This window comes from Phyllobacterium phragmitis, from assembly GCF_002980495.1.
Classification (GTDB): Bacteria; Pseudomonadota; Alphaproteobacteria; order Rhizobiales; family Rhizobiaceae; genus Paramesorhizobium; species Paramesorhizobium phragmitis.
Genome location: NZ_PVBR01000005.1, coordinates 96,846 through 116,222, shown reverse-complemented (window position 1 = coordinate 116,222; position 19,377 = coordinate 96,846). Strand labels below are relative to the sequence as shown.

Sequence of the window (19,377 nt, the reverse complement as noted above, 5' to 3'; positions counted from 1 at the left end):
ACGGTCCCCACCCGCTTTTATCCTTCCCGCAGTTCGGCCGGACGCGAAAGCGGGCGTGGTGGCGATAGCCTGCCCTGCACTCCCTCTCACTCCTTCACAATCGTCTCGCCATTCCTACGCAACACGGTTGCCGGCCGCACACCTGTCTGCTCCCCGATAGCATCAGCCAGAGCCGCGGAGTGGGTGACGACCCAGACCTGGCAGCGTTCCGCCGCTTTGGCGATCATGCCGGCAAGCGCCGGCAGCATCGATGGGTGGAGGCTCGCTTCCGGTTCGTTGAGTGCAATCAGCGGCGGCAGGCGATAAGAAAGAAGCGCGCCGGCCAGAGCCAGAAATCGCATCTGCCCGTCGGACAATTCTTCTGGTTGAAAGACACGCTCTGGAAATTCCGGAACGACGAGGCCGAAACCTGCTGTCCGGCCGGGATAGGGGATGTCCAGCCTTGCACCGCCCAGGGCCTCGGCGACGCAGCGGTCGAGATCGACCGTATCTCCCCTTATATGGGCAAGCGTCGCAAAAACGGCGGCGAGATTGCCGCCATCCTCGTCCAGCATCGGTGATGTGACCGCGATCGAGGGCTGGCGTATCGGCGAATCCCGGTCCGTCCGGAAACCATGATAAAATCGCCATCCTTTCAGCGTGGCACATAGATCGCCAATTTCTGGATAACGGCCCGAATTGGCAAGCGAGGAAAGAGCTGTTTCGGATTCCAGCATCCGCACAGGATGCTCGATGCGCCTTCCCTCGCCGTCGCGGGCGAACACCGCCGGGCCCTTGCGGCTCATCAGATCGACGGGCCGGCGTCCCGTATCAAAGCTCAGTTCCTCTTCCTTCATATGCGGCTCGAACATGAAACCCGCCGACACCGGGGGAGGACGGCCCGCTTCGATGCGATAAGAGAAGCGGGCCGCCGTCTCCTCATCCTCGAAATGTGTCTCCAGAATGATTCGCGGCGGCTGCCTTGCCTTGTGCATTCCCGTCCATAGCGCAGACTGCATTCCGCCTTCGCGGGCGATCTCGCCGGCCAACGTGCCTTCAGCTGATGCCTTCACCAGTTGCAGTGCGCGGTAGAGATTGGATTTGCCGGCCCCGTTCTCACCCACGAACAGCGATACCTGCCCGGTTTCGAGGTAAATGGAACGGAGCGAACGATAGCCGCTCGCGGAAAAAGACGTCAGTCGCATGGTATGTGCAAGAGCGGCACAGTGTCGCCGGATGCCCTAATGCTTCGAGAGATCCTGTGCAACGGCCAGCATCAGCTGCTCCGCCAGTTCCTGGGCCGCCCTGTCCTGCGCATCACGCTCGGCACGCAGATTGGCGAACTCCTGGCGCGGACGGTCGAAGGACGAGCTGACGACGCGTGTACCCTTGGCGACCGGCTTTCCAGCCATATCGCGCAGCAGATACCGTGATGTCACGCGAACCGTACCGGCCGAGGGACGGCCGGTCTTGTCCGTCGCATCGCCGACATTGACGCGAACCGCGGCGGTCGTCGATGAGGCAACGCCAAGCGACATGCGATAGGCCGGATTGGCCGGTTCGCCAGCGCCGCCGCTCAAGAGGAAGATCAGCTTGTTGCGCACTTCCTGCCCGTAGCGCGTATTGGCGGGCTCGATCGCGATGGAGGCGAGCTTTTCGCGCATGCCGGGCGTAACTGACCCGCCAATGCTCGACGTGCCGCTCCCGCCTGAATAAAGCGGCTGCACTGTACAGCCGGCAATGGCGATCAAGGTCCCCGCCAGGATGGCAAAAAGCGCAGCGCGCTTGGACTTTGGCACGAAAAAAGCGCGGTCAGGCAACGACATTGACGATCCTCTGCGGCACCACGATGATCTTCTTCGGTGCGCTCCCGTTCAGAACGGACTTGATGAAATCAAGTTCGAGCACCGCCTTTTCGACGGCCAATTGATCCGCATCGCGGGCAATTGTCAAATCCCCTCGCTTCTTGCCGTTGACCTGAACCGGCAGCGTGATTTCATTCTCGACGATCAGCGCCGGATCGAAGGCCGGCCAAGCCGCCGTGGCGGCAAGTCCGTCTTGTCCCATCTCGGCGCGGCACTGTTCGGCCAGATGCGGCATCATCGGCGCAATCATCGCGATGAGAACATCGACCGCCTCGCGCAGCGCCGCCTGAAGCGCCGCGTCGGCCTTGCCGGCCGCGGCCGTCTGCAGCGGTGCCGCGATCGTGTTGACCAATTCATAGAGACGGGCCACCGCCTTGTTGAAGGAAAGCCTCTCGATGTCTTCGCCGACGGCCTTCAGCGTCCTGTGGACCGCCTTCGAGATCAGCCCCGCCTCGCCCTTGGATGCGGATTTCGGCATGACCTGCTTCAAAACAGGTGCGGCTTCGGCAATCAGCCGCCAGACGCGCTGCACGAAGCGATGCGCGCCTTCGACCCCGGCCTCGGTCCAGATCACGTCGCGGTCCGGCGGCGAATCGGACAGCATGAACCAGCGCGCCGTATCCGCGCCATAGGACGCGATGATATCGTCGGGGTCGACGACATTCTTCTTCGACTTCGACATCTTCTCGATGGAGCCGATTTCGACCGGCTCTCCGGTCGAAATCAGCACGGCCTTGCGCTCGCCGTCACTTTCCTCGATGCGAACATCGGCAGGAGCGACCCAGCCATCCCTGCCCTTGAACGTCTCATGCACCACCATGCCCTGCGTGAACATCCCCTCGAACGGCTCCTCGACCGTGTTGAGATGCCCGGTCGCCTTCATGGCGCGGGTGAAGAATCGCGAATAGAGAAGATGCAGGATCGCGTGCTCGACGCCGCCGATATATTGGTTGACCGGCAGCCAGCCGGACGGCCCGTCGACATAAGCGAGCGTCGTCGGCTGCTTCTCGTTCCAGGGATCGGTGAAGCGCGCGAAATACCACGATGAATCGACGAAAGTATCCATCGTGTCGGTGTCGCGCCGTGCGTCCCCGCCGCATTTGGGACACGCCACATGCTTCCAGCTCGGGTGATGGTCGAGCGGATTGCCGGGCTTGTCGAAAGTAACGTCGTCGGGCAAGAACACCGGCAGGTCGCTGTCCGGCACGGGCACCGCGCCGCACGCCTCGCAATGGATCACCGGAATCGGGCAGCCCCAATAGCGCTGGCGCGAGATCAGCCAGTCGCGCAGACGGAACTGCACCTTGCGTTCGCCCTGCGGGCGGCCGTTGATCGAAATCTTTTCAAGCCGGTTCGCCACCTCCTCGAAAGCCTGTTCCGGCTTCATCCCGTCGAGGAAGCGCGAATTGATCATCACGCCGTCATCCGTAAAGGCCTCTTGCGCGACCTGGAACGTCGCGGTATCAGCGCCTTCCGGCATGACCACCGGCACCACCGGCAGGCCGTATTTGTTGGCGAAGTCGAGGTCGCGCTGGTCGCCCGACGGGCAGCCGAAGATCGCGCCAGTGCCATATTCCATCAGCACGAAATTGGCGACATAAACGGGCAGCGTCCAGTTTTCATCGAAGGGGTGGACGACGCGGATACCCGTATCGAAACCTCTCTTCTCGGCTGTTTCGAGCGCGGCGACCGAAGTGCCCATGCGGCGGCATTCCTCGGCGAAAGCCGCCAGTGCCGGATCCTTCTCGGCAGCCTTCCTCGCCAGCGGGTGGTCCGGCGAGACCCCCATGAAGGAAGCGCCGAAGAGGGTGTCGGGTCTGGTCGTATAGACTTCCAGCTCACTTTCGCCCGCCGGCGCCGTGGCCTTGTCGAGCGCCCAGCGGATCAGGAGGCCTTCCGACCGGCCGATCCAGTTCTGCTGCATGACGCGGACCTTCTCCGGCCAGCGGTCGAGCATGTCGAGGCCGTCCAGCAATTCCTGGCTCATCGACGTGATCTTGAAGAACCATTGTGTGAGGTCGCGCTGCTCGACCGGCGCCCCGGAGCGCCAGCCGCGCCCGTCGATGACCTGCTCGTTGGCCAGCACCGTCATATCGATCGGGTCCCAGTTGACCTTGGCCGATTTGCGCTCCACCAGCCTGGCATTCCAGAAATCGAGGAACATCTTCTGCTGGTGCCGGTAATAGCTCGGGTCGCAGGTCGCCAATTCGCGCGACCAGTCCAGCGACAGGCCCATCGTGCGAAGCTGGCCTCTCATCGTCGCGATATTGGCGTAAGTCCACTCGCGCGGGTTGACCTTGTTGTCGCGCGCCGCGTTTTCCGCCGGCAGGCCGAAGGCGTCCCAGCCCATTGGATGCAGGACGTTGAAACCCTTTGCCCGCTTGTAACGCGCCACCACATCGCCCATCGCATAGTTTCGGACATGCCCCATATGGATGCGGCCCGACGGATAGGGGAACATTTCGAGGACGTAATATTTTTCCCGCGGGTCGTCATTCCTGGTCTCGAAGATCTTCGCGTCTTCCCAGACCTTCTGCCAATGGGGTTCCGCGGCACGCGGATTATAGCGTTCGGTTGCCATGACCGTATTTCTCTTGCAAAGAGGATTTGAAATATGTGGGCGGACCTTCACCATGGATTGGCGGAGGCGTCAACCATCACCGATAGTTAGCGCGTGCAAACCGCTTTAAAAAGGGGTGTTAATGCCATGACCGATGCCGCCATCAATGTCATTGGGCGCCTGGGAAACGTACGCAGCGCCATTGCGGACGCAGAACGCGAGGCGGGGCGGCCGCAGGGTTCGGTTACGCTGGTCGCCGTTTCCAAGACCTTCGATGCCGATGATATCCGCCCCGTTCTCAACGCAGGCCAGCGCGTCTTCGGCGAAAACCGCGTGCAGGAGGCGCAGGCGAAATGGCAGGGGCTCAAGAGCAGCTACGATGGCATAGAACTGCATCTGATCGGGCCGCTGCAATCCAACAAGGCCGCCGACGCGGTAGCGCTGTTCGATGTGATCGAAACCGTCGACCGCGAGAAGATTGCCGCGACGCTTGCCACCGAGATGAAGAAGCTGAGCCGCTTTCCCAGGCTTTATGTGCAGGTCAATACCGGACTGGAACCGCAAAAGGCGGGCATTACGCCCAACGAGGCAGCCGCTTTCGTCAAGCGCTGCCGGGAAATCCACGGCCTCACCGTAGAAGGGCTGATGTGCATCCCACCGGCGGACGAGAACCCGGGGCCACATTTCGCGCTTCTTGAGAAGATCGCGCACGCGGTGGACGTCGATAAATTGTCTATGGGCATGTCGGGCGATTACGAGACGGCGATCGCCTTCGGCGCCACATCGGTCCGGGTCGGCTCGGCCATCTTCGGCAGCCGCGATTACGTTTAAGTTACATCGGTTTCCCGAGGCTGGCGCTCGGCAAGATAGGTATAGAGGCCCGCCAGCGCGAGCGCCACGGCACAGCCGACGGCGATCTCCAGCATGCGCAGCATGGCATAGGTGATTTCCTCGCGTTGTGTGGCCGCCAGCCGCCCCGCATCCATCACGATGAACACGGTCGCCGGCGCCAGCCGCCAGTTCGCCGGGTAATGATCGATCAGCATGATGACGAACACGGTCAACGCCATCATGAAGACGCTTGCCTCCGGCGAATAGCCGAAGATGAGCATCGTCGTGAGACCGACGGTGCAACCGACCGCCGTATTGAGGGTACGGGTCTTGGCCAGATTGAACGCCGTGGTGACATCCGGATCGCTGACGATCAGCACGGTGATCACCGCCCAGATCGGATTGGAGACGCCCATGAGCAAAAGGCCGTACCAGCAGATCGCCGCCCCGAGAAACATCTTCGACGCATAGACGAGAGCTTTTTTGATACGGTCGAGACGGTGCGCGGTCATGCGCCCGTTCTACAGCATCGGCCCGAAAATCGGAACGAGTTCCGGCTCGCCCTTCTGGTCGGTCGCATCAGTGCAGGACGATTTCGCCATTCACATTGCGCCATTCATTCGGTCCGATCAGGCGCTTATGCGCATAGACGATCGAGTGGATCGGACCCTCGATTTCTTCTTTCCAGAAATCGATGAAGTTGAACAGCACCGGAAAATCCGGCTCCAAATCATATTCCTGCCAGATGAAACTCTGGAGCAGATGCGGGTGATCCGGCAGATGATACAGAATCTGTGCCGTCGTCAGCCCATAACCTTCAAACTGAAGTTCGAATGCGGATTTCATCATTCCGATTCCCGTCCTGTTTACCTCAATTGAATTTCAACCCATTTGCTGCTTCCGTCTAGAATGAAATAATTGCACACATTCGTTTTTCAATCGTAAAAACAATATGTTAGCATCACCCTCCGGCGAGTGCTGACAGCCGGACAGGCTACACTGCGTCACTTTGATCTTCCTCCCAAGTCGTTTGTCTAATTTACGAACCGCTCGCGCTGTTGCTAGAAAGGCCTTATCCAGTGGCCAACACTGCAGCCGGTGCGGAGGCACACCGGTCCATATTCGGAGGAATTTCATGTCGGAGAAGATTTATCCCGTGCTATCAAGCGCGAAAAAGAACGCGCTGATCGACGACGAAACATATCTCAAATGGTATCGTAAAAGCGTCAAGGATCCGGAAGCGTTCTGGGCCAAGCACGGCAAGCGCATCGACTGGTTCAAGCCTTACACCAAGGTGAAGAACACGTCCTTCACCGGCGAGGTCTCGATCAAATGGTTCGAGGACGGGGTGACCAATGTCACTTACAACTGCATCGACCGCCATCTGAAGAAGCGCGGCGATCAGGTGGCGATCATCTGGGAGGGTGACAATCCCTATATCGACAAGAAGATCACCTATAGCGAACTTTACGAACAGGTCTGCCGCCTGGCCAATGTGCTGAAAAAGCAGGGCGTCAAGAAGGGCGACCGCGTCACCATCTATATGCCGATGATCCCTGAGGCTGCCTATGCGATGCTCGCCTGCGCCCGCATCGGCGCCATCCATTCCGTCGTTTTCGGCGGCTTCTCGCCGGATGCCCTTGCCGGACGCCTTGTCGATTGCGAATCGACCTTCATCATCACCGCTGACGAGGGCGTACGCGGCGGCAAGCCGATCCCGCTCAAGGAAAACACCGATACGGCGATCGATATCGCGGCCAGGCAGGGACTTCTGGTCAAGAATGTGCTGGTCGTGCGCCGCACCGGCGGCAAGATCGGCTGGGCTTCGGGCCGCGATCTCTGGTACCATCAGGAAATCGCCGGCGCGGAACCGGAATGCCCGCCGGCCAAGATGAAGGCGGAAGACCCGCTGTTCATCCTTTATACCTCAGGCTCGACCGGCAAGCCGAAAGGCGTCCTGCACACCACCGGCGGCTATCTCGTCTATGCCTCGATGACCCATGAATATGTCTTCGACTACCATGATGGCGATATCTACTGGTGCACCGCCGATGTCGGCTGGGTGACGGGCCACTCCTACATCGTCTATGGACCGCTCGCCAACGGCGCGACGACGCTGATGTTCGAAGGCGTGCCGAACTACCCCGATCAGGGCCGGTTCTGGGATGTCGTCGACAAGCACGAGGTCAACATCTTCTATACGGCGCCGACGGCGATCCGCGCGCTGATGGGCGCGGGCGATGATTTCGTCAAACGCGCATCACGCAAATCGCTGCGCCTGCTCGGTTCCGTCGGCGAACCGATCAACCCGGAAGCCTGGGAATGGTATTATCAGGTCGTTGGCGACAAGCGCTGCGCCGTCGTCGACACCTGGTGGCAGACGGAGACCGGCGGTATCATGATCACGCCGCTGCCCGGCGCGACAAAACTGAAGCCCGGTTCCGCGACCCGCCCCTTCTTCGGCGTCAAGCCGGAAGTGGTCGACCCCGAAGGCAAGGTGCTGGAGGGAGCGGCGGACGGCAATCTGTGCATCACCGATAGCTGGCCAGGCCAGATGCGCACCGTCTATGGCGATCACAAGCGCTTCATCGAGACCTATTTCTCGACCTACAAGGGCAGATATTTCACCGGTGACGGCTGTCGCCGCGACGAGGACGGCTATTACTGGATCACCGGCCGCGTCGACGACGTGCTCAACGTTTCCGGCCACCGGCTCGGAACGGCGGAAGTCGAATCGGCGCTGGTTTCGCATTCGCTCGTATCGGAGGCCGCGGTGGTCGGCTATCCCCACAACATCAAGGGACAAGGCATCTACTGCTATGTGACGCTGATGTCCGGTACCGAGGAAACCGATGATCTGCGCAAGGATCTTTTGGCCCATGTGCGCAAGGAAATCGGGCCGATCGCCACGCCCGACAAGATCCAGTTCGCTCCGGGCCTGCCGAAGACCCGCTCGGGCAAGATCATGCGCCGCATCCTGCGCAAGATCGCGGAAGACGATTTCGGCTCGCTCGGCGATACCTCGACGCTTGCCGATCCGGGCGTGGTGGATGGTCTGGTCGCCAACCGGCAGAACAAGCAGGGCTGAGCGTTCTATCCTTGCTGATGTTTCACAACATTCCCGCCCCTTGAATAAGGGGCGGGAGCGATGATCTACCGTCCTGCCGCACCCCTGAAAGCCACCGCAAGCACTTTCAACATCTCGCGTGAACGCTGGTCGGTCTGGCGCGAGAGAAGTACGATATCCAGCGCCGGCAATGGCGGCAGCCCGAACCGCTCCCCCACATCCATCGCGCCGGCCGGCGCCACGCGCCGCGCCAGCGCGGCAACGGCGAGACCGGCATTGACCGCCGCGCCGAGCGCCAGCACGCCGCCGCCGACGAAGGCTTCCGTCCATGGAATGCCCGCCTGTTCGAGTGCGTTGATCGCAACCGCCCGGATTCCGCATGGCGCCGCAAGCGTCGCCAGCCTTAGCGGCTCGCCCGCATGGTACTGGAAGGAAGGTGCGGCGAACCAGCAGAACTGCTCGGCAAAAAGCCTCTCGCCGTCGGCTCTTTCCTCGCCCCGCCGGATGATTACTGCGTCGAATTCATTGTGGTCGAAGCGTTCCATGAGATAGCTCGACGCCGCGATCCTGACCTCGATCACCAGAGCGGGATCATAGGCGTTCAACCGGCTGAGCAACAGAGGCAGCTCGGGCCCGGCCACATGATCGCTGATCCCGAGCGACAGCCTTCTGCGCGGCGCGGCGCCTATGCCCGACAGGGCCGTTTCATGGGCCGCCATCAGGTCGCGGGCCGCCGGCAGAAAACGATTTCCCTGTCCGGACAGCCGCACATGCCGCGGCGTCCGCTCGACCAGACGGCAACCGAGCCGGTCTTCCAGGCGTTTGAGCTTGAGGCTGATCGCCGCCTGCGAGGTCTCCATCACCTCGGCGGCGCGTGTAAAACTGCCGAGATCGGCGATCAGGACGAAAGCCCGCACCGTTTCGAGATCAAGCGCCTTGGCAGCATCATTCATATTGATCTCTTATGATTGATATAATTCTCCATATATTTTCATGATCAATGAAATCTGGCAAGCCTTGCCAATCCGAGAGAGATGGAGGTTGCCATGTTCATGAAACAGTACATCCACCGATTGCCCGCCGATTATGACATGAACCGCATCCGCGAGCGCGCAGCCAGCCTCGGCCCGCGCTGGGACGGGACGCAGGGATTAGGCTTCAAGGCTTTTATAGCGCAGCAACGCGGAGCCAACGGAGCGGCGGGCAATACCTATTCCTCGCTCTATCTCTGGCTCGACGACGACGCCGCAACGGATTTCATCACCAGCGATCGGTTTCAGGCCGTCATCGATGGTTTCGGCCGCCCGCGCATCGAGACGTGGATACCCCTCGACATCCATCTTGGCCGTGTCGAGACCGCTCGCTCCATCTATCGTGAGGATATCGATATAGGCACCGGGACTGATTTTACCGAGCTGAAACGGAACGAAATCGCCCGCAACAACACCCTTGCCCGGCATGCCGGCACGCTGGCTGCGGTAACGGCGCTTGACCTTTCGACCTGGCGGCTGTCGCGTTTCCTGCTGAGCGCGGAGACGGTGCGCACCCCGGAAACGGGCTCGGCCTATGAGGTTCTGCATCTCTCCAAGCCCGGCCTGCCGATGCTCCTCGCCGCCGCCTGATGGAGGCGCCGAATTCAGCCTCGGTAAATTTGCCCTTGCACATCAGGCAAAAAGTCACCACCTTGCGGAAGTGTTCAACAAACGAAAGGAGGTGATCCGATGTCGAGTGATTTCGTTACCCGTTACGAGGCCCGAGTGGATTGCCTTTGCGGAGAGCAGCCTCTCCGTTGATCGCATGAAGCAGCACGCCGAGCCGGCCTGGCCGGCAGGGTCAAAGGCTGCGTAGCGGACGAAATTGCGGGGCCACTCCTAGGAGTGGCCCTTGCCATTTGTGCTTGGGGTTTCTCTAAAGCGCTTACCCGGCACCTGCCCCTCATCACCATATGGCAACCCATTCCCAGCGTAGTGCCCCCGGCACCGCCGAGACGTGGATTCCTGTGGCAGGCACAGAAATCCACGTCTCACCATCTCCATGACCTCAGCGGTGCGGCATGAATTCAAAGTCAGGCATTCCATCGAAATAGGTATCGCCTAAAAATCGATTGCCCTGCCCTTGATCTCCCAATCGCCGAAACGCGCCGGGTCCTTGCCGCCGCGTCCGCCGATCTCGCGCGGCTCGGGCTTTTCCTCTGTTTCCAGCATCTGCCGCCGCGCTTCCGCCTCCCTCAGCGCGCGCTGGGCCGCGGCCGGCAGATCGTCGAAAGCCCGATGCCGGGCAACATTATCCGCATCGGCCATACCCCCCATCGTCATATCAGAACTTCTTTTCTCGCTCATTTCCGATCCTCGCCGGGTATATGGACTTATTGAAGCTTGGCGGCTTCGACACCATGATATAGGCAACCATAGCTATTCGAGGCAAATCAAGACCTAAATCAGGTCGATGCCGCGTAACGGAGAAAACACGATGAACACGATGCGTACTGCCATGCTGATCGCCTTCATGACGGCGATGTTCATGAGCATCGGTTATCTCATTGGTGGCGGTGGCGGCATGATGATCGCGCTGGTCATCGCCGCGGCGATGAACGTCTTCAGCTACTGGAATTCCGACAAGATGGTGCTACGCATGTACAACGCCCACGAGGCGAACGAGCACACCGCCCCTGAATATTACCGCATCGTGCGCGAGCTGGCGCAGCGCGCCGGCCTGCCCATGCCCAAGATCTACGTGATCGACAACCCGCAACCCAATGCCTTCGCCACCGGGCGCAACCCTGAAAATGCCGCCGTGGCCGCTACGACAGGCCTGCTCCAGCGCCTGACGCCGCAGGAAATCGCGGGCGTGATGGCGCACGAATTGGCGCACGTCCAGAACCGCGACACGCTGACCATGACGATTACAGCGACGCTCGCCGGCGCCATTTCCATGCTCGGCAATTTCGCCTTCTTCTTCGGCGGCAGCCGCAACAACAATCCTTTCGGCTTCATCGGCGTTCTGATTGCCATGATCGTCGCGCCCCTGGCCGCGATGCTGGTGCAGATGGCGATCAGCCGGACGCGGGAATATTCCGCCGACCGGCGCGGTGCCGAAATCTGCGGCAATCCGCTCTGGCTCGCCTCGGCACTGCGCAAGATTGCAAGCGGCGCCCATGACATCGTCAACGAGGAGGCGGAGCATAACCCCGCCACCGCCCATATGTTCATCATCAATCCCCTGAGCGGACGCGGCGCGGACAATCTGTTCTCGACCCACCCCGATACGGAAAACCGGATTGCGGCCCTGCAGGCATTGGCTGCCGAAATGGGCCAGCCCGGCTCCCAATTCGAGTCCATGCCGGGTGGTGCGTCCCCTTCTCCTTCATCCCGCTCGCCTTTGCGGGGCGGCGGGCCGACGCCGCTCCAGCCATGGGGAAGTCCTGACGACGATCAGGATGCCTTGCCGCCGAAAGGACCGTGGTCGTGAGCGGCGGCGGCGCTGCTTTCCGTCCAAAGAAGCATGCTGGAAAACAAAATCGGCCGGAAGCCGCCGACAGGCCGGGCCTTGCGGTGCGCCAGTGCGCCGCGCGGCTTCTCGGTGCCGTCATCGAGAAGAAGACGTCGCTCGATGGCCTGACCGACAATCAGCATGGTCATCCCTACTACATGGCGCTCGACGACCGCGACCGTTCGCTGGTCCGCGCCATTCTCGGCGCGGCATTGCGCAACCGCGGAACCATCGATGCGCTTCTGGCGCAACTGCTCGACCGTCCGCTGCCGGAAAATGCGGTGGCGCTGAAGACGCTCCTGCATATCGCCGCCGCCCAGATCCTCTATCTCGATATTCCCGATCATTCCGCCGTCGATCTCTCGGTGACCGCCGCCAATGAGGATCCGCGCAACCGCCGCTATGCCGGCCTGGTCAATGCCATCCTGCGCCGCCTCTCACGCGACAAGGACAAACTTTCCACCTCGGCGCCCAACGCACCCGCATGGTTTGCCGAGAATCTTGCCAAAACCTATGGCGCGGAAAAGGCAGCCGTCATCCTGGCGATACAGGCAGTCGAGCCGCCGGTCGACCTCACCGTCAAAAGCGATCCGCAAGGCTGGGCCGAGCGCCTCGGCGGCATTGTGCTGCCGAATGGAACCGTACGGCTTGCCCGGATCGAAGGCATCAGGATCGAGGGGGCATTGACCGACCTCCCCGACTTTGCGGAAGGCGAATGGTGGGTGCAGGACGCCGCCGCCAGCCTGCCCGCCCGCCTCTTCGGCGACATCAGGGGCAAGCGCGTTGCCGATCTCTGCGCAGCACCAGGCGGCAAGACGGCGCAACTCGCGCTTGCCGGGGCGGATGTGACCGCCATCGAAATCTCCGCCAATCGTCTCGCCCGCCTGCGCACCAACCTGGAACGCCTGAAATTGCCGGCGCATACGGTCGAGGCCAATCTGATGCAGTACCGACCGGAGGAGAAATTCGACGCCGTGCTGCTCGACGCGCCGTGCTCCTCCACCGGCACCGTACGCCGCCACCCCGACGTGCCATGGACGAAATCGCCCGAGGACATCGCCAAGCTCGCCACGCTTCAGGCGGAATTCCTTGCCCGCACCGTCGATATGGTCAAGCCGGGCGGCATCATCGTCTTTTCCAACTGTTCGCTCGATCCATCGGAAGGCGAGGCGGTCGCCCGATCGGCCCTTGAAAATCCCGCGCTGGAAGCGCTTCCTGTTTCGCAAGGAGAGTTTCCAGGCCTGGAGGGTTTGATCACACCGGAGGGCTTCCTGCGGTCCACGCCGGCAGATTTCCCGCATCCTGATCCACGACTTTCAGGCATGGATGGCTTCTTCGCGGCGAGATTTCGCCGTATTTCGACATAAGTGTTGGATTACATTGATAATTTTCTTCGATTATATCCTTCTGGCAAGGTATGGTTAACGCAAGATTTACTATTAGCAGGCCATAATTTACCGCAAGAACCAGAATATTCGCCAAGCGGACGGAAACACCCTGCTGCGGGACAAGGAGACGAAACGCGTGACGGTCGCGCTGAGCGAAACGCCGCACCTGTGGGGATTGGCCGCCGCGCAAATGTGGCGGCGGATGCGCCGGCGCGTGCGCATGGGGCCGCTCTTCCGCTGGCGCTTCACCGGCTTCACGCCCGAACGCGTGCTGATCGCGCCGCCCGACCTGCGCGTCGCCGACCCCCAGCTTGCCCAGGAATTCTATCACGGCCGCTTCTCGCTGGCCGGCCGCACCGTCGAAACCGGCGGACGCTCGCCTTTCGCCGTCGAACCGCCAAATCCGGCATGGGAAGCAGCGCTTCATAATTTCGGCTGGCTGCGCCATCTGCGCGCCGCCCACAGCGAGCTTGCGACGGTCAACGCCCGCGCCCTGGTCGAAGACTGGATCACACTGCACGGACGGCGCATGGGTGGGCCGGCATGGGCGCCTGATATCACCGCACAGCGCATCATCGCCTGGCTTCAGCATTCCAATCTCATCCTCGCCGGCGCCGAGCTTTCCGCCTACCGCAAATTCATGCGGTCGCTCGCCTTCCAGGTGCGCTATCTCAGGACGGTTGCGGCAGTCATGGACGACGGCGAGGAAAAGCTTAGGGCGCGCATCGCACTTGCCTTCGCCTCGCTGGCGCTTCCCGTTTCGCCGGCGACGGCCCGCGCCGCACGGCGTCACCTGGAGCATGAGCTGATCCGCCAGATCTTGGCCGATGGCGGCCATATCTCACGCAACCCGATGACCGTTCTGGAACTTTTGGCCGATCTGCTGCCGCTCCGCCAGACCTATGCCAACGGCGCGGAGGCCCCGCCGAAAGCGCTGATCGAAGCGGTTGAGCGCATGCTGCCGGCGCTGCGCTTCTTTCGCCATCACGATGGCAGCCTGGCGCTTTTCAACGGCGTCGGCCCGACATTGCCCGAACGCATCATCGCCGTGCTGCGCCATGACGAAACGGCGGGTTCGCCGCTCGCCCATGCGCCGCATTCGGGCTATGAACGGCTCTCCATGGGCTCGACCACCATCATCGCCGACACAGGCCTGCCGCCGCCGGTCACCGCCTCGCGCGATGCCCATGCCGGATGCCTCGCCTTCGAGATGTCCTCGGGCCGGCAGCGCTATGTCGTCAATGCCGGCATCGACCGCTATGGCCCGCCGGAATTCCGCCCGCTCGGGCGCTCGACCGCCGCTCATTCCACAGCGACCGTCAATGACACGTCCTCATGCCGGTTCAGCCTCAGCACGGGTCTTTCCAACATGCTCGGCACGCCGATCATCGCCGGACCGACCAAAGTGCAGATCGAACGCATCGAGGGCATGGACGAACAGGGTTTCGTCGCCCGTCATGACGGCTACGCCAGACTGTTCGGCATCCATCACGAGCGCTCCATCGTGCTTTCGCACAATGGCAGCGTCATCGAAGGCAGGGACCGCTTCCTGGCGGCAGGCGGCAAGCCGCCGCGCGCCAATGGCCGCGACAACATCACCGTGCGCTTTCACATTCATCCCGGCGTGGATATCGCCTTCGATGAGGACGGCCTTCTGGTGCTGCGCGCCGAACGCGACGACACATGGGCCTTCTCCTGCGTCGAGGTCGCGCCGCAACTGGAGGATTCGATCTTCTTCGCCGGCTTCCGTGGGCCGGTGAAGACAAGGCAGATCGTCCTCTCCTTCCCGGCATCGCAACTACCCGAAGTCAACTGGCGCTTCACCCGCATCGCGCTTGGCAGCTACGTATGAGGAGGGCCCAAAAAAAAGACAGGTGGTCTGCTCAAAAGCGATCTTTAAGCGTTCGTTGCAGAGCTCCTGATATGAGGCTGACCAGCTCGGAATGAATATCGGCGCGTGATCGGCTGATGCCGTCCTCGCAGACTGGATCGACCTCGCCCAGCGATTTCAGCAACTCTGCCGCGCCGTCCTTGCATTCCGGCAGAAAGCTCAGGTGAACGGCATCAGCGACAGTGACATATGTTCCTTGCGGCGTTGATGCCGCCAGTTGATCGGCGATCACCGCCTCAGGGATCATCCCAATGCTGCCGAGATTGATGAAGCTCATAGGAATCGCAATCTCTTTCAGGCTTTGTTCCTCATAGGCTTGGGCGAGGCCCGGATCGACCAGAACGGCCGATTTGATGCGGCGATCAACATTCGATTGTTCGAAGCGCGCCCTGTCGATTTTACGCAGATCGACTTTATCGACCTCTACCGCTTCGTCATTGATGTAGGCTTTGCCGCCTGCATACCAGGCGCAATCCCACTTCCCATATGTGTCACAATAGCGGGCATACGCATCGAGATTTGCCCGGGCGCCGGCAATTTCCATGGCGGCGGAACCTCCAAGCGAGAAACCGACAACACCGATCTTGTGAGGGTCGGTAATATCGAGCCACAGCGGATCGGTGGTCATCGCGTCGATCACGGAGGACAAATCTTGCGTGCGCTCCCATAGTTTGGGTGTATCAGCCGGTGTCGAGTTGCCGCTGGTCGTTCCGGGATGATTGGGACCAGCCACGACAAAGCCCGCCTTGGCCAATTCCGTCGCGAGCCAGCTCATTCCTTGAATGCGGCCGCCGGACCCGTGCGACATCACAACCAAGGGAAAGCGGCCTTTGAAAAGAGGGGCGTTCATCGACGCCAGCGCGCCCTTGAATACCTGGTTATCGCCCACGAGAACGGGTTCGCCACCAGCCTCAGCTGGATACCACACGGTTACCGCGAGATCCTGCCCGCGTTCGGGAGCAGCGACATTTATCTCGCGCACGCCAACCTCGGCGGCGTGGCAGGGAGCCGTGAATGCGACGGTGAGCACAATGGCGGGGAGGACGCTGAAGGGGTTCATGATAATCTCGCTCGATTGCAAAGGACCAGCTATCGATTGCAGATGCTGCACTCCGGCGCTTCCTCGATCACGATTCAGGTCGTCCTGAATCGTGATATGGGTCATGATCACCCTGTTTGACTGCCATCCACGGGACCCGCCTTGATATTCATTCCGCTGCCGTTCGTCGTCGCATTACTGCTTCTGATCTTCCTCGCTGCGGTACTGCGCAGCCAGGAGAGCTCGAAAGGCAATTGGCCGTTCCTCGCTTTGGTCGGTTTGTGTGTCTTGCAATCGGTCGCCGTCGGCTTGCGTTGGGGTTATGATCTCGCGGAGCTGCGATACTTGCTGCCGGTGCTGGCGAGCTGCCTGCCGCCTCTGGTGCTGGCAAGTTTTCACAGCTTGATTCACTTCGATAAGGCAGAGGCTGGCCGTGCCCATTGGCTTCATGCCCTACCGCCAATCGGTATCGTCGCGCTGTTGCTGTTGGCCCCGGAGCTGATCGACGCTGCTCTGATCGTGCTCTTCGTGGGATACGCAGTGGCGGTGCTGAACCTTGGCCGCACCGGTCCTGACGCACTCGACGAGGCGCGTTTCGACAGCGCCGTTGCGGCGCATCGCGCGCTCGTCATTGCTGCCGCATCGCTCTGTCTGTCGGCCTTTTTTGATTTGGCGATTCTGATGGACTTCGAATGGAACACAGGAGCAAATGTCGCTTTCATCGTGAGCAATGGAAATCTTCTGGGTCTGCTTCTCATCGGCCTTACGGCCGTCGTCGCGGCCCGCGCGCATGCACCACCCGCCACTGGCTCCAATATGATTCAAGCTTCATCCATGGTAGCGCAAGATCGTGAAGTCCTGGACCGGATCAGCCGTCTGCTGGTTGATCAGAAATTGTCCCGAGACGAAAACCTGACCTTGTCGCGCCTGGCGCGACGCGCGGGCATACCGGCCCGGCAGATATCCGGTGCAGTCAACCGACTGGCGCACAAAAATGTCTCCCAATACATCAACGATTTTCGAATTGCGGAAGCCTGCCGACTGCTCCGGGACACCGATATGTCGGTAACCGCGGCGATGTTCGAATCCGGCTTTCAGACCAAATCGAACTTCAATCGTGAATTCCGACGCGTTACGTCCCTCAGTCCGGTTTCCTGGCGCGCGAGAAATCGATCCTCGCGACCACTTCACATTTGATTGTCCGTCAAGTCTGCAATGCGGTGAACTCCGGCCGAAGCGCTGAAGGCAACTTTCGAGGAGCCCCATGAAGGGTCGGTTATTGGCGCTTTCATCTGTTTCAGATCGACCGCCGTCACGTGAGCTCCCCTCCCAGCCACACGACCGAACCATCACAAGCATCGGATATCCTCTATAGAGGATAGGATTCCCCGCGCGCCTATGCTAACCCGCGCCATACCCCTCCCCGACCCGACATAGAGACATTTCCATGGCTGTCACTTCCAAGAATATCCCCGCTCCCGATATGCACCGTGTGCGCCGCGCGCTCCTGTCGGTCTCCGACAAGACCGGGCTGATCGAATTGGCGCGATCCCTGGAGCGGCATGGCATCGAAATCATCTCCACCGGTGGCACGGCGAAAGCGATTGCCGCCGCTGGCATCACCGTGCGCGATGTCTCCGATATCACCGGCTTTCCCGAAATCATGGATGGCCGCGTCAAGACCCTGCATCCAGCCGTTCATGGCGGACTGCTCGCCGTGCGTGACGATCCCGAACATGCGAGCGCGATGGAGGCCCATGGCATCGGCGGCATCGATCTGGCCGTCATCAACCTCTATCCCTTCGAGGAAGTCCGCTATCAGGGCGCCGATTACGCGACCACGGTGGAGAACATCGACATAGGCGGGCCGGCGATGATCCGCGCCGCCGCCAAGAACCATGCCTATGTCGCGATCGTCACCGATCCCGACGATTACGCAGCTGTGCTGGCCGAACTCGACGATCACAAAGGTTCCCTGCCCTATACCTTCCGCCAGAAGCTCGCAGCCAAGGCCTTCGCCCGCACCGCCGCCTATGATGCGGCGATCTCCGGCTGGTTTGCCGAGGCGACGAAGGCGCAAGCGCCGACCTGGCGCGCCGTCGCCGGCAAGCTCCATTCGGTCATGCGCTATGGCGAGAACCCGCATCAGGCGGCGGGGTTCTATCTCACGGGAGAAAAGCGTCCCGGCGTCGCCACCGCGACACAGCTTCAGGGCAAGCAGCTCTCCTATAACAACATCAACGATACCGACGCGGCCTTCGAACTGGTCGCCGAGTTCGATCCGGCCCGAACCAAAGCCGTCGCCATCATCAAGCACGCCAATCCCTGTGGCGTCGCGGAAGGCAAGAGCCTGAAGGAGGCCTATCTGAAGGCGCTCGCCTGCGATCCCGTCTCCGCCTTCGGCGGTATCGTCGCGCTGAACGGCACGCTCGACGGCGAAGCGGCGGAGGAGATCGTCAAGGTCTTCACCGAAGTCATCATCGCCCCCGACGCGACCGAGGAGGCCCAGGCCATCATCGCTGCCAAGAAGAACCTGCGGCTTCTGGTGACAGGTGGCCTGCCCGATCCGCGCGCGCCCGGCATCGCGGCCAAGACCGTGGCCGGTGGGCTTCTGGTGCAGTCGCGCGATAATGGCATCGTCGACGATCTCGATCTGAAGGTGGTGACGAAGCGTACGCCGACGCAAAAGGAAATGGCCGATCTGAAATTCGCCTTCCGCGTCGCCAAGCACGTGAAGTCGAACGCTATCGTCTATGTCAAGGATGGCGCCACCGCCGGCATCGGCGCCGGCCAGATGAGCCGGGTGGATTCCTCGCGCATCGCGGCGCGTAAAGCGCTGGATGCCGCCGAGGCGGCGGGCAGCGCCGAAATCATGACCAAGGGATCTGTCGTCGCTTCCGACGCATTCTTTCCCTTTGCCGATGGGCTCCTGTCAGCCATCGAGGCCGGCGCCACGGCGGTCATCCAGCCGGGCGGCTCCATGCGCGACGATGTGGTGATCGCAGCGGCCGACGAACATGGCATCGCCATGGTCTTCACCGGCATGCGGCATTTCCGGCATTAAGATAGAAACGCTGGCGGGCTTCATCTCACCCCCCTCTGCCCTGCCGGGCATCTCCCCCACAAGGGGGGAGATTACGCCTTCTTGAATGTTAGGCACCAATCGCAAACCTCGCAGAATGAATACCTTGGACTATGTCAGCCAATCTCCCCCCTTGTGGGGGAGATGCCCGGCAGGGCAGAGGGGGGTTGCATCGCGCCTCCATCA

The 19,377-nt window shown here is 61.3% G+C and carries 16 protein-coding genes; 8 read left to right on the top strand and 8 right to left on the bottom strand.

Going from position 1 to position 19,377, the window contains the following annotated elements:
* Positions 1–86: 86 nt before the first annotated feature.
* The 3 genes from C5748_RS08415 to leuS are packed head-to-tail and all read right to left on the bottom strand — an operon-like array spanning position 87 to position 4,425.
* A complete protein-coding gene (locus tag C5748_RS08415) occupies positions 87–1,184 on the bottom strand; it encodes an AAA family ATPase (protein ID WP_105741492.1) in 1,098 nt (365 codons plus the stop codon).
* Between the two features lie 36 nt (positions 1,185–1,220).
* Positions 1,221–1,805, bottom strand: coding sequence for an LPS assembly lipoprotein LptE (gene lptE / locus C5748_RS08410; protein WP_105741491.1), 585 nt, complete (start codon positions 1,803–1,805; stop codon positions 1,221–1,223).
* Positions 1,792–4,425 carry a leucine--tRNA ligase gene (leuS, locus tag C5748_RS08405; protein ID WP_105741490.1) on the bottom strand — a complete coding sequence of 878 codons (2,634 nt, stop codon included), beginning with the start codon at positions 4,423–4,425 and terminating at the stop codon, positions 1,792–1,794. Before leuS ends, lptE begins: the two co-directional genes overlap by 14 nt.
* Positions 4,426–4,551: 126 nt before the next feature.
* Here leuS and C5748_RS08400 point away from each other — a divergent pair, with 126 nt between their 5' ends.
* The gene (locus C5748_RS08400; RefSeq protein ID WP_105741489.1) at positions 4,552–5,235 is read left to right on the top strand and encodes a YggS family pyridoxal phosphate-dependent enzyme; all 684 of its coding nucleotides are present in this window, start codon (positions 4,552–4,554) and stop codon (positions 5,233–5,235) included.
* Here C5748_RS08400 and C5748_RS08395 read toward each other — a convergent pair.
* Entirely contained in the window at positions 5,232–5,747 is a 516-nt protein-coding gene (locus tag C5748_RS08395) for an FUSC family protein (protein WP_105741488.1), read from the bottom strand. The genes C5748_RS08400 and C5748_RS08395 overlap by 4 nt on opposite strands.
* A gap of 67 nt (positions 5,748–5,814) precedes the next feature.
* Positions 5,815–6,084: an usg protein gene (locus tag C5748_RS08390; RefSeq protein WP_425350225.1), complete on the bottom strand. Its 270-nt coding sequence runs from the start codon at positions 6,082–6,084 to the stop codon at positions 5,815–5,817.
* A gap of 286 nt (positions 6,085–6,370) precedes the next feature.
* Between C5748_RS08390 and acs the strand changes: the two genes are divergently transcribed.
* Positions 6,371–8,323, top strand: a complete 1,953-nt coding sequence (gene acs / locus C5748_RS08385; RefSeq protein WP_105741487.1) for an acetate--CoA ligase — start codon at positions 6,371–6,373, stop codon at positions 8,321–8,323.
* 65 nt (positions 8,324–8,388) lie between these two features.
* On the opposite strand, the gene C5748_RS08380 is transcribed toward acs, so the two are convergent.
* The gene (locus C5748_RS08380) at positions 8,389–9,255 is read right to left on the bottom strand and encodes a LysR substrate-binding domain-containing protein (protein WP_105741486.1); all 867 of its coding nucleotides are present in this window, start codon (positions 9,253–9,255) and stop codon (positions 8,389–8,391) included.
* A gap of 93 nt (positions 9,256–9,348) precedes the next feature.
* On the opposite strand from C5748_RS08380, the gene C5748_RS08375 reads away from it, so the two are divergent.
* Positions 9,349–9,924, top strand: a complete 576-nt coding sequence (locus C5748_RS08375) for a DUF4865 family protein (protein ID WP_105741687.1) — start codon at positions 9,349–9,351, stop codon at positions 9,922–9,924.
* Between the two features lie 471 nt (positions 9,925–10,395).
* Here the strand turns inward: C5748_RS08375 and C5748_RS08370 are convergent, their stop codons facing one another.
* Positions 10,396–10,617: a DUF1674 domain-containing protein gene (locus C5748_RS08370; protein ID WP_199194744.1), complete on the bottom strand. Its 222-nt coding sequence runs from the start codon at positions 10,615–10,617 to the stop codon at positions 10,396–10,398.
* Between the two features lie 154 nt (positions 10,618–10,771).
* Here C5748_RS08370 and htpX point away from each other — a divergent pair, with 154 nt between their 5' ends.
* The 3 genes from htpX to C5748_RS08355 all read left to right on the top strand — a co-directional run bounded on the left by htpX (position 10,772) and on the right by C5748_RS08355 (position 15,031).
* On the top strand, positions 10,772–11,770 hold the full coding sequence (gene htpX, locus C5748_RS08365; protein ID WP_105741485.1) for a zinc metalloprotease HtpX: 999 nt from the start codon (positions 10,772–10,774) through the stop codon (positions 11,768–11,770).
* Positions 11,767–13,158 (top strand): RsmB/NOP family class I SAM-dependent RNA methyltransferase, encoded by a 1,392-nt coding sequence (locus C5748_RS08360; protein WP_105741685.1) that lies wholly within the window; start codon positions 11,767–11,769, stop codon positions 13,156–13,158. The genes htpX and C5748_RS08360 overlap by 4 nt, the downstream gene beginning before the upstream one ends.
* A gap of 157 nt (positions 13,159–13,315) precedes the next feature.
* On the top strand, positions 13,316–15,031 hold the full coding sequence (locus C5748_RS08355; RefSeq protein WP_105741484.1) for a heparinase II/III family protein: 1,716 nt from the start codon (positions 13,316–13,318) through the stop codon (positions 15,029–15,031).
* Positions 15,032–15,062: 31 nt separating this feature from the next.
* On the opposite strand, the gene C5748_RS08350 is transcribed toward C5748_RS08355, so the two are convergent.
* Positions 15,063–16,130 (bottom strand): alpha/beta hydrolase family protein, encoded by a 1,068-nt coding sequence (locus C5748_RS08350; RefSeq protein WP_105741684.1) that lies wholly within the window; start codon positions 16,128–16,130, stop codon positions 15,063–15,065.
* A gap of 141 nt (positions 16,131–16,271) precedes the next feature.
* Here C5748_RS08350 and C5748_RS08345 point away from each other — a divergent pair, with 141 nt between their 5' ends.
* Together C5748_RS08345 and purH are read left to right on the top strand one after the other, a co-directional pair.
* The gene (locus C5748_RS08345; RefSeq protein WP_105741483.1) at positions 16,272–17,306 is read left to right on the top strand and encodes a helix-turn-helix domain-containing protein; all 1,035 of its coding nucleotides are present in this window, start codon (positions 16,272–16,274) and stop codon (positions 17,304–17,306) included.
* Between the two features lie 250 nt (positions 17,307–17,556).
* Positions 17,557–19,173 carry a bifunctional phosphoribosylaminoimidazolecarboxamide formyltransferase/IMP cyclohydrolase gene (gene purH, locus C5748_RS08340; RefSeq protein WP_105741482.1) on the top strand — a complete coding sequence of 539 codons (1,617 nt, stop codon included), beginning with the start codon at positions 17,557–17,559 and terminating at the stop codon, positions 19,171–19,173.
* Positions 19,174–19,377 lie beyond the last annotated feature (204 nt).

Coding starts and splice junctions, on each gene's coding strand:
- C5748_RS08380 (WP_105741486.1), bottom strand. CDS start 9,255: ATGAATGATGCTGCCAAGGCGCTTGATCTCGAAACGGTGCGGGCTTTC.
- htpX (WP_105741485.1), top strand. CDS start 10,772: ATGAACACGATGCGTACTGCCATGCTGATCGCCTTCATGACGGCGATG.
- lptE (WP_105741491.1), bottom strand. CDS start 1,805: ATGTCGTTGCCTGACCGCGCTTTTTTCGTGCCAAAGTCCAAGCGCGCT.
- purH (WP_105741482.1), top strand. CDS start 17,557: ATGGCTGTCACTTCCAAGAATATCCCCGCTCCCGATATGCACCGTGTG.
- acs (WP_105741487.1), top strand. CDS start 6,371: ATGTCGGAGAAGATTTATCCCGTGCTATCAAGCGCGAAAAAGAACGCG.
- C5748_RS08400 (WP_105741489.1), top strand. CDS start 4,552: ATGACCGATGCCGCCATCAATGTCATTGGGCGCCTGGGAAACGTACGC.
- C5748_RS08350 (WP_105741684.1), bottom strand. CDS start 16,130: ATGAACCCCTTCAGCGTCCTCCCCGCCATTGTGCTCACCGTCGCATTC.
- C5748_RS08375 (WP_105741687.1), top strand. CDS start 9,349: ATGTTCATGAAACAGTACATCCACCGATTGCCCGCCGATTATGACATG.
- leuS (WP_105741490.1), bottom strand. CDS start 4,425: ATGGCAACCGAACGCTATAATCCGCGTGCCGCGGAACCCCATTGGCAG.
- C5748_RS08395 (WP_105741488.1), bottom strand. CDS start 5,747: ATGACCGCGCACCGTCTCGACCGTATCAAAAAAGCTCTCGTCTATGCG.
- C5748_RS08390 (WP_425350225.1), bottom strand. CDS start 6,084: ATGATGAAATCCGCATTCGAACTTCAGTTTGAAGGTTATGGGCTGACG.
- C5748_RS08415 (WP_105741492.1), bottom strand. CDS start 1,184: ATGCGACTGACGTCTTTTTCCGCGAGCGGCTATCGTTCGCTCCGTTCC.
- C5748_RS08370 (WP_199194744.1), bottom strand. CDS start 10,617: ATGACGATGGGGGGTATGGCCGATGCGGATAATGTTGCCCGGCATCGG.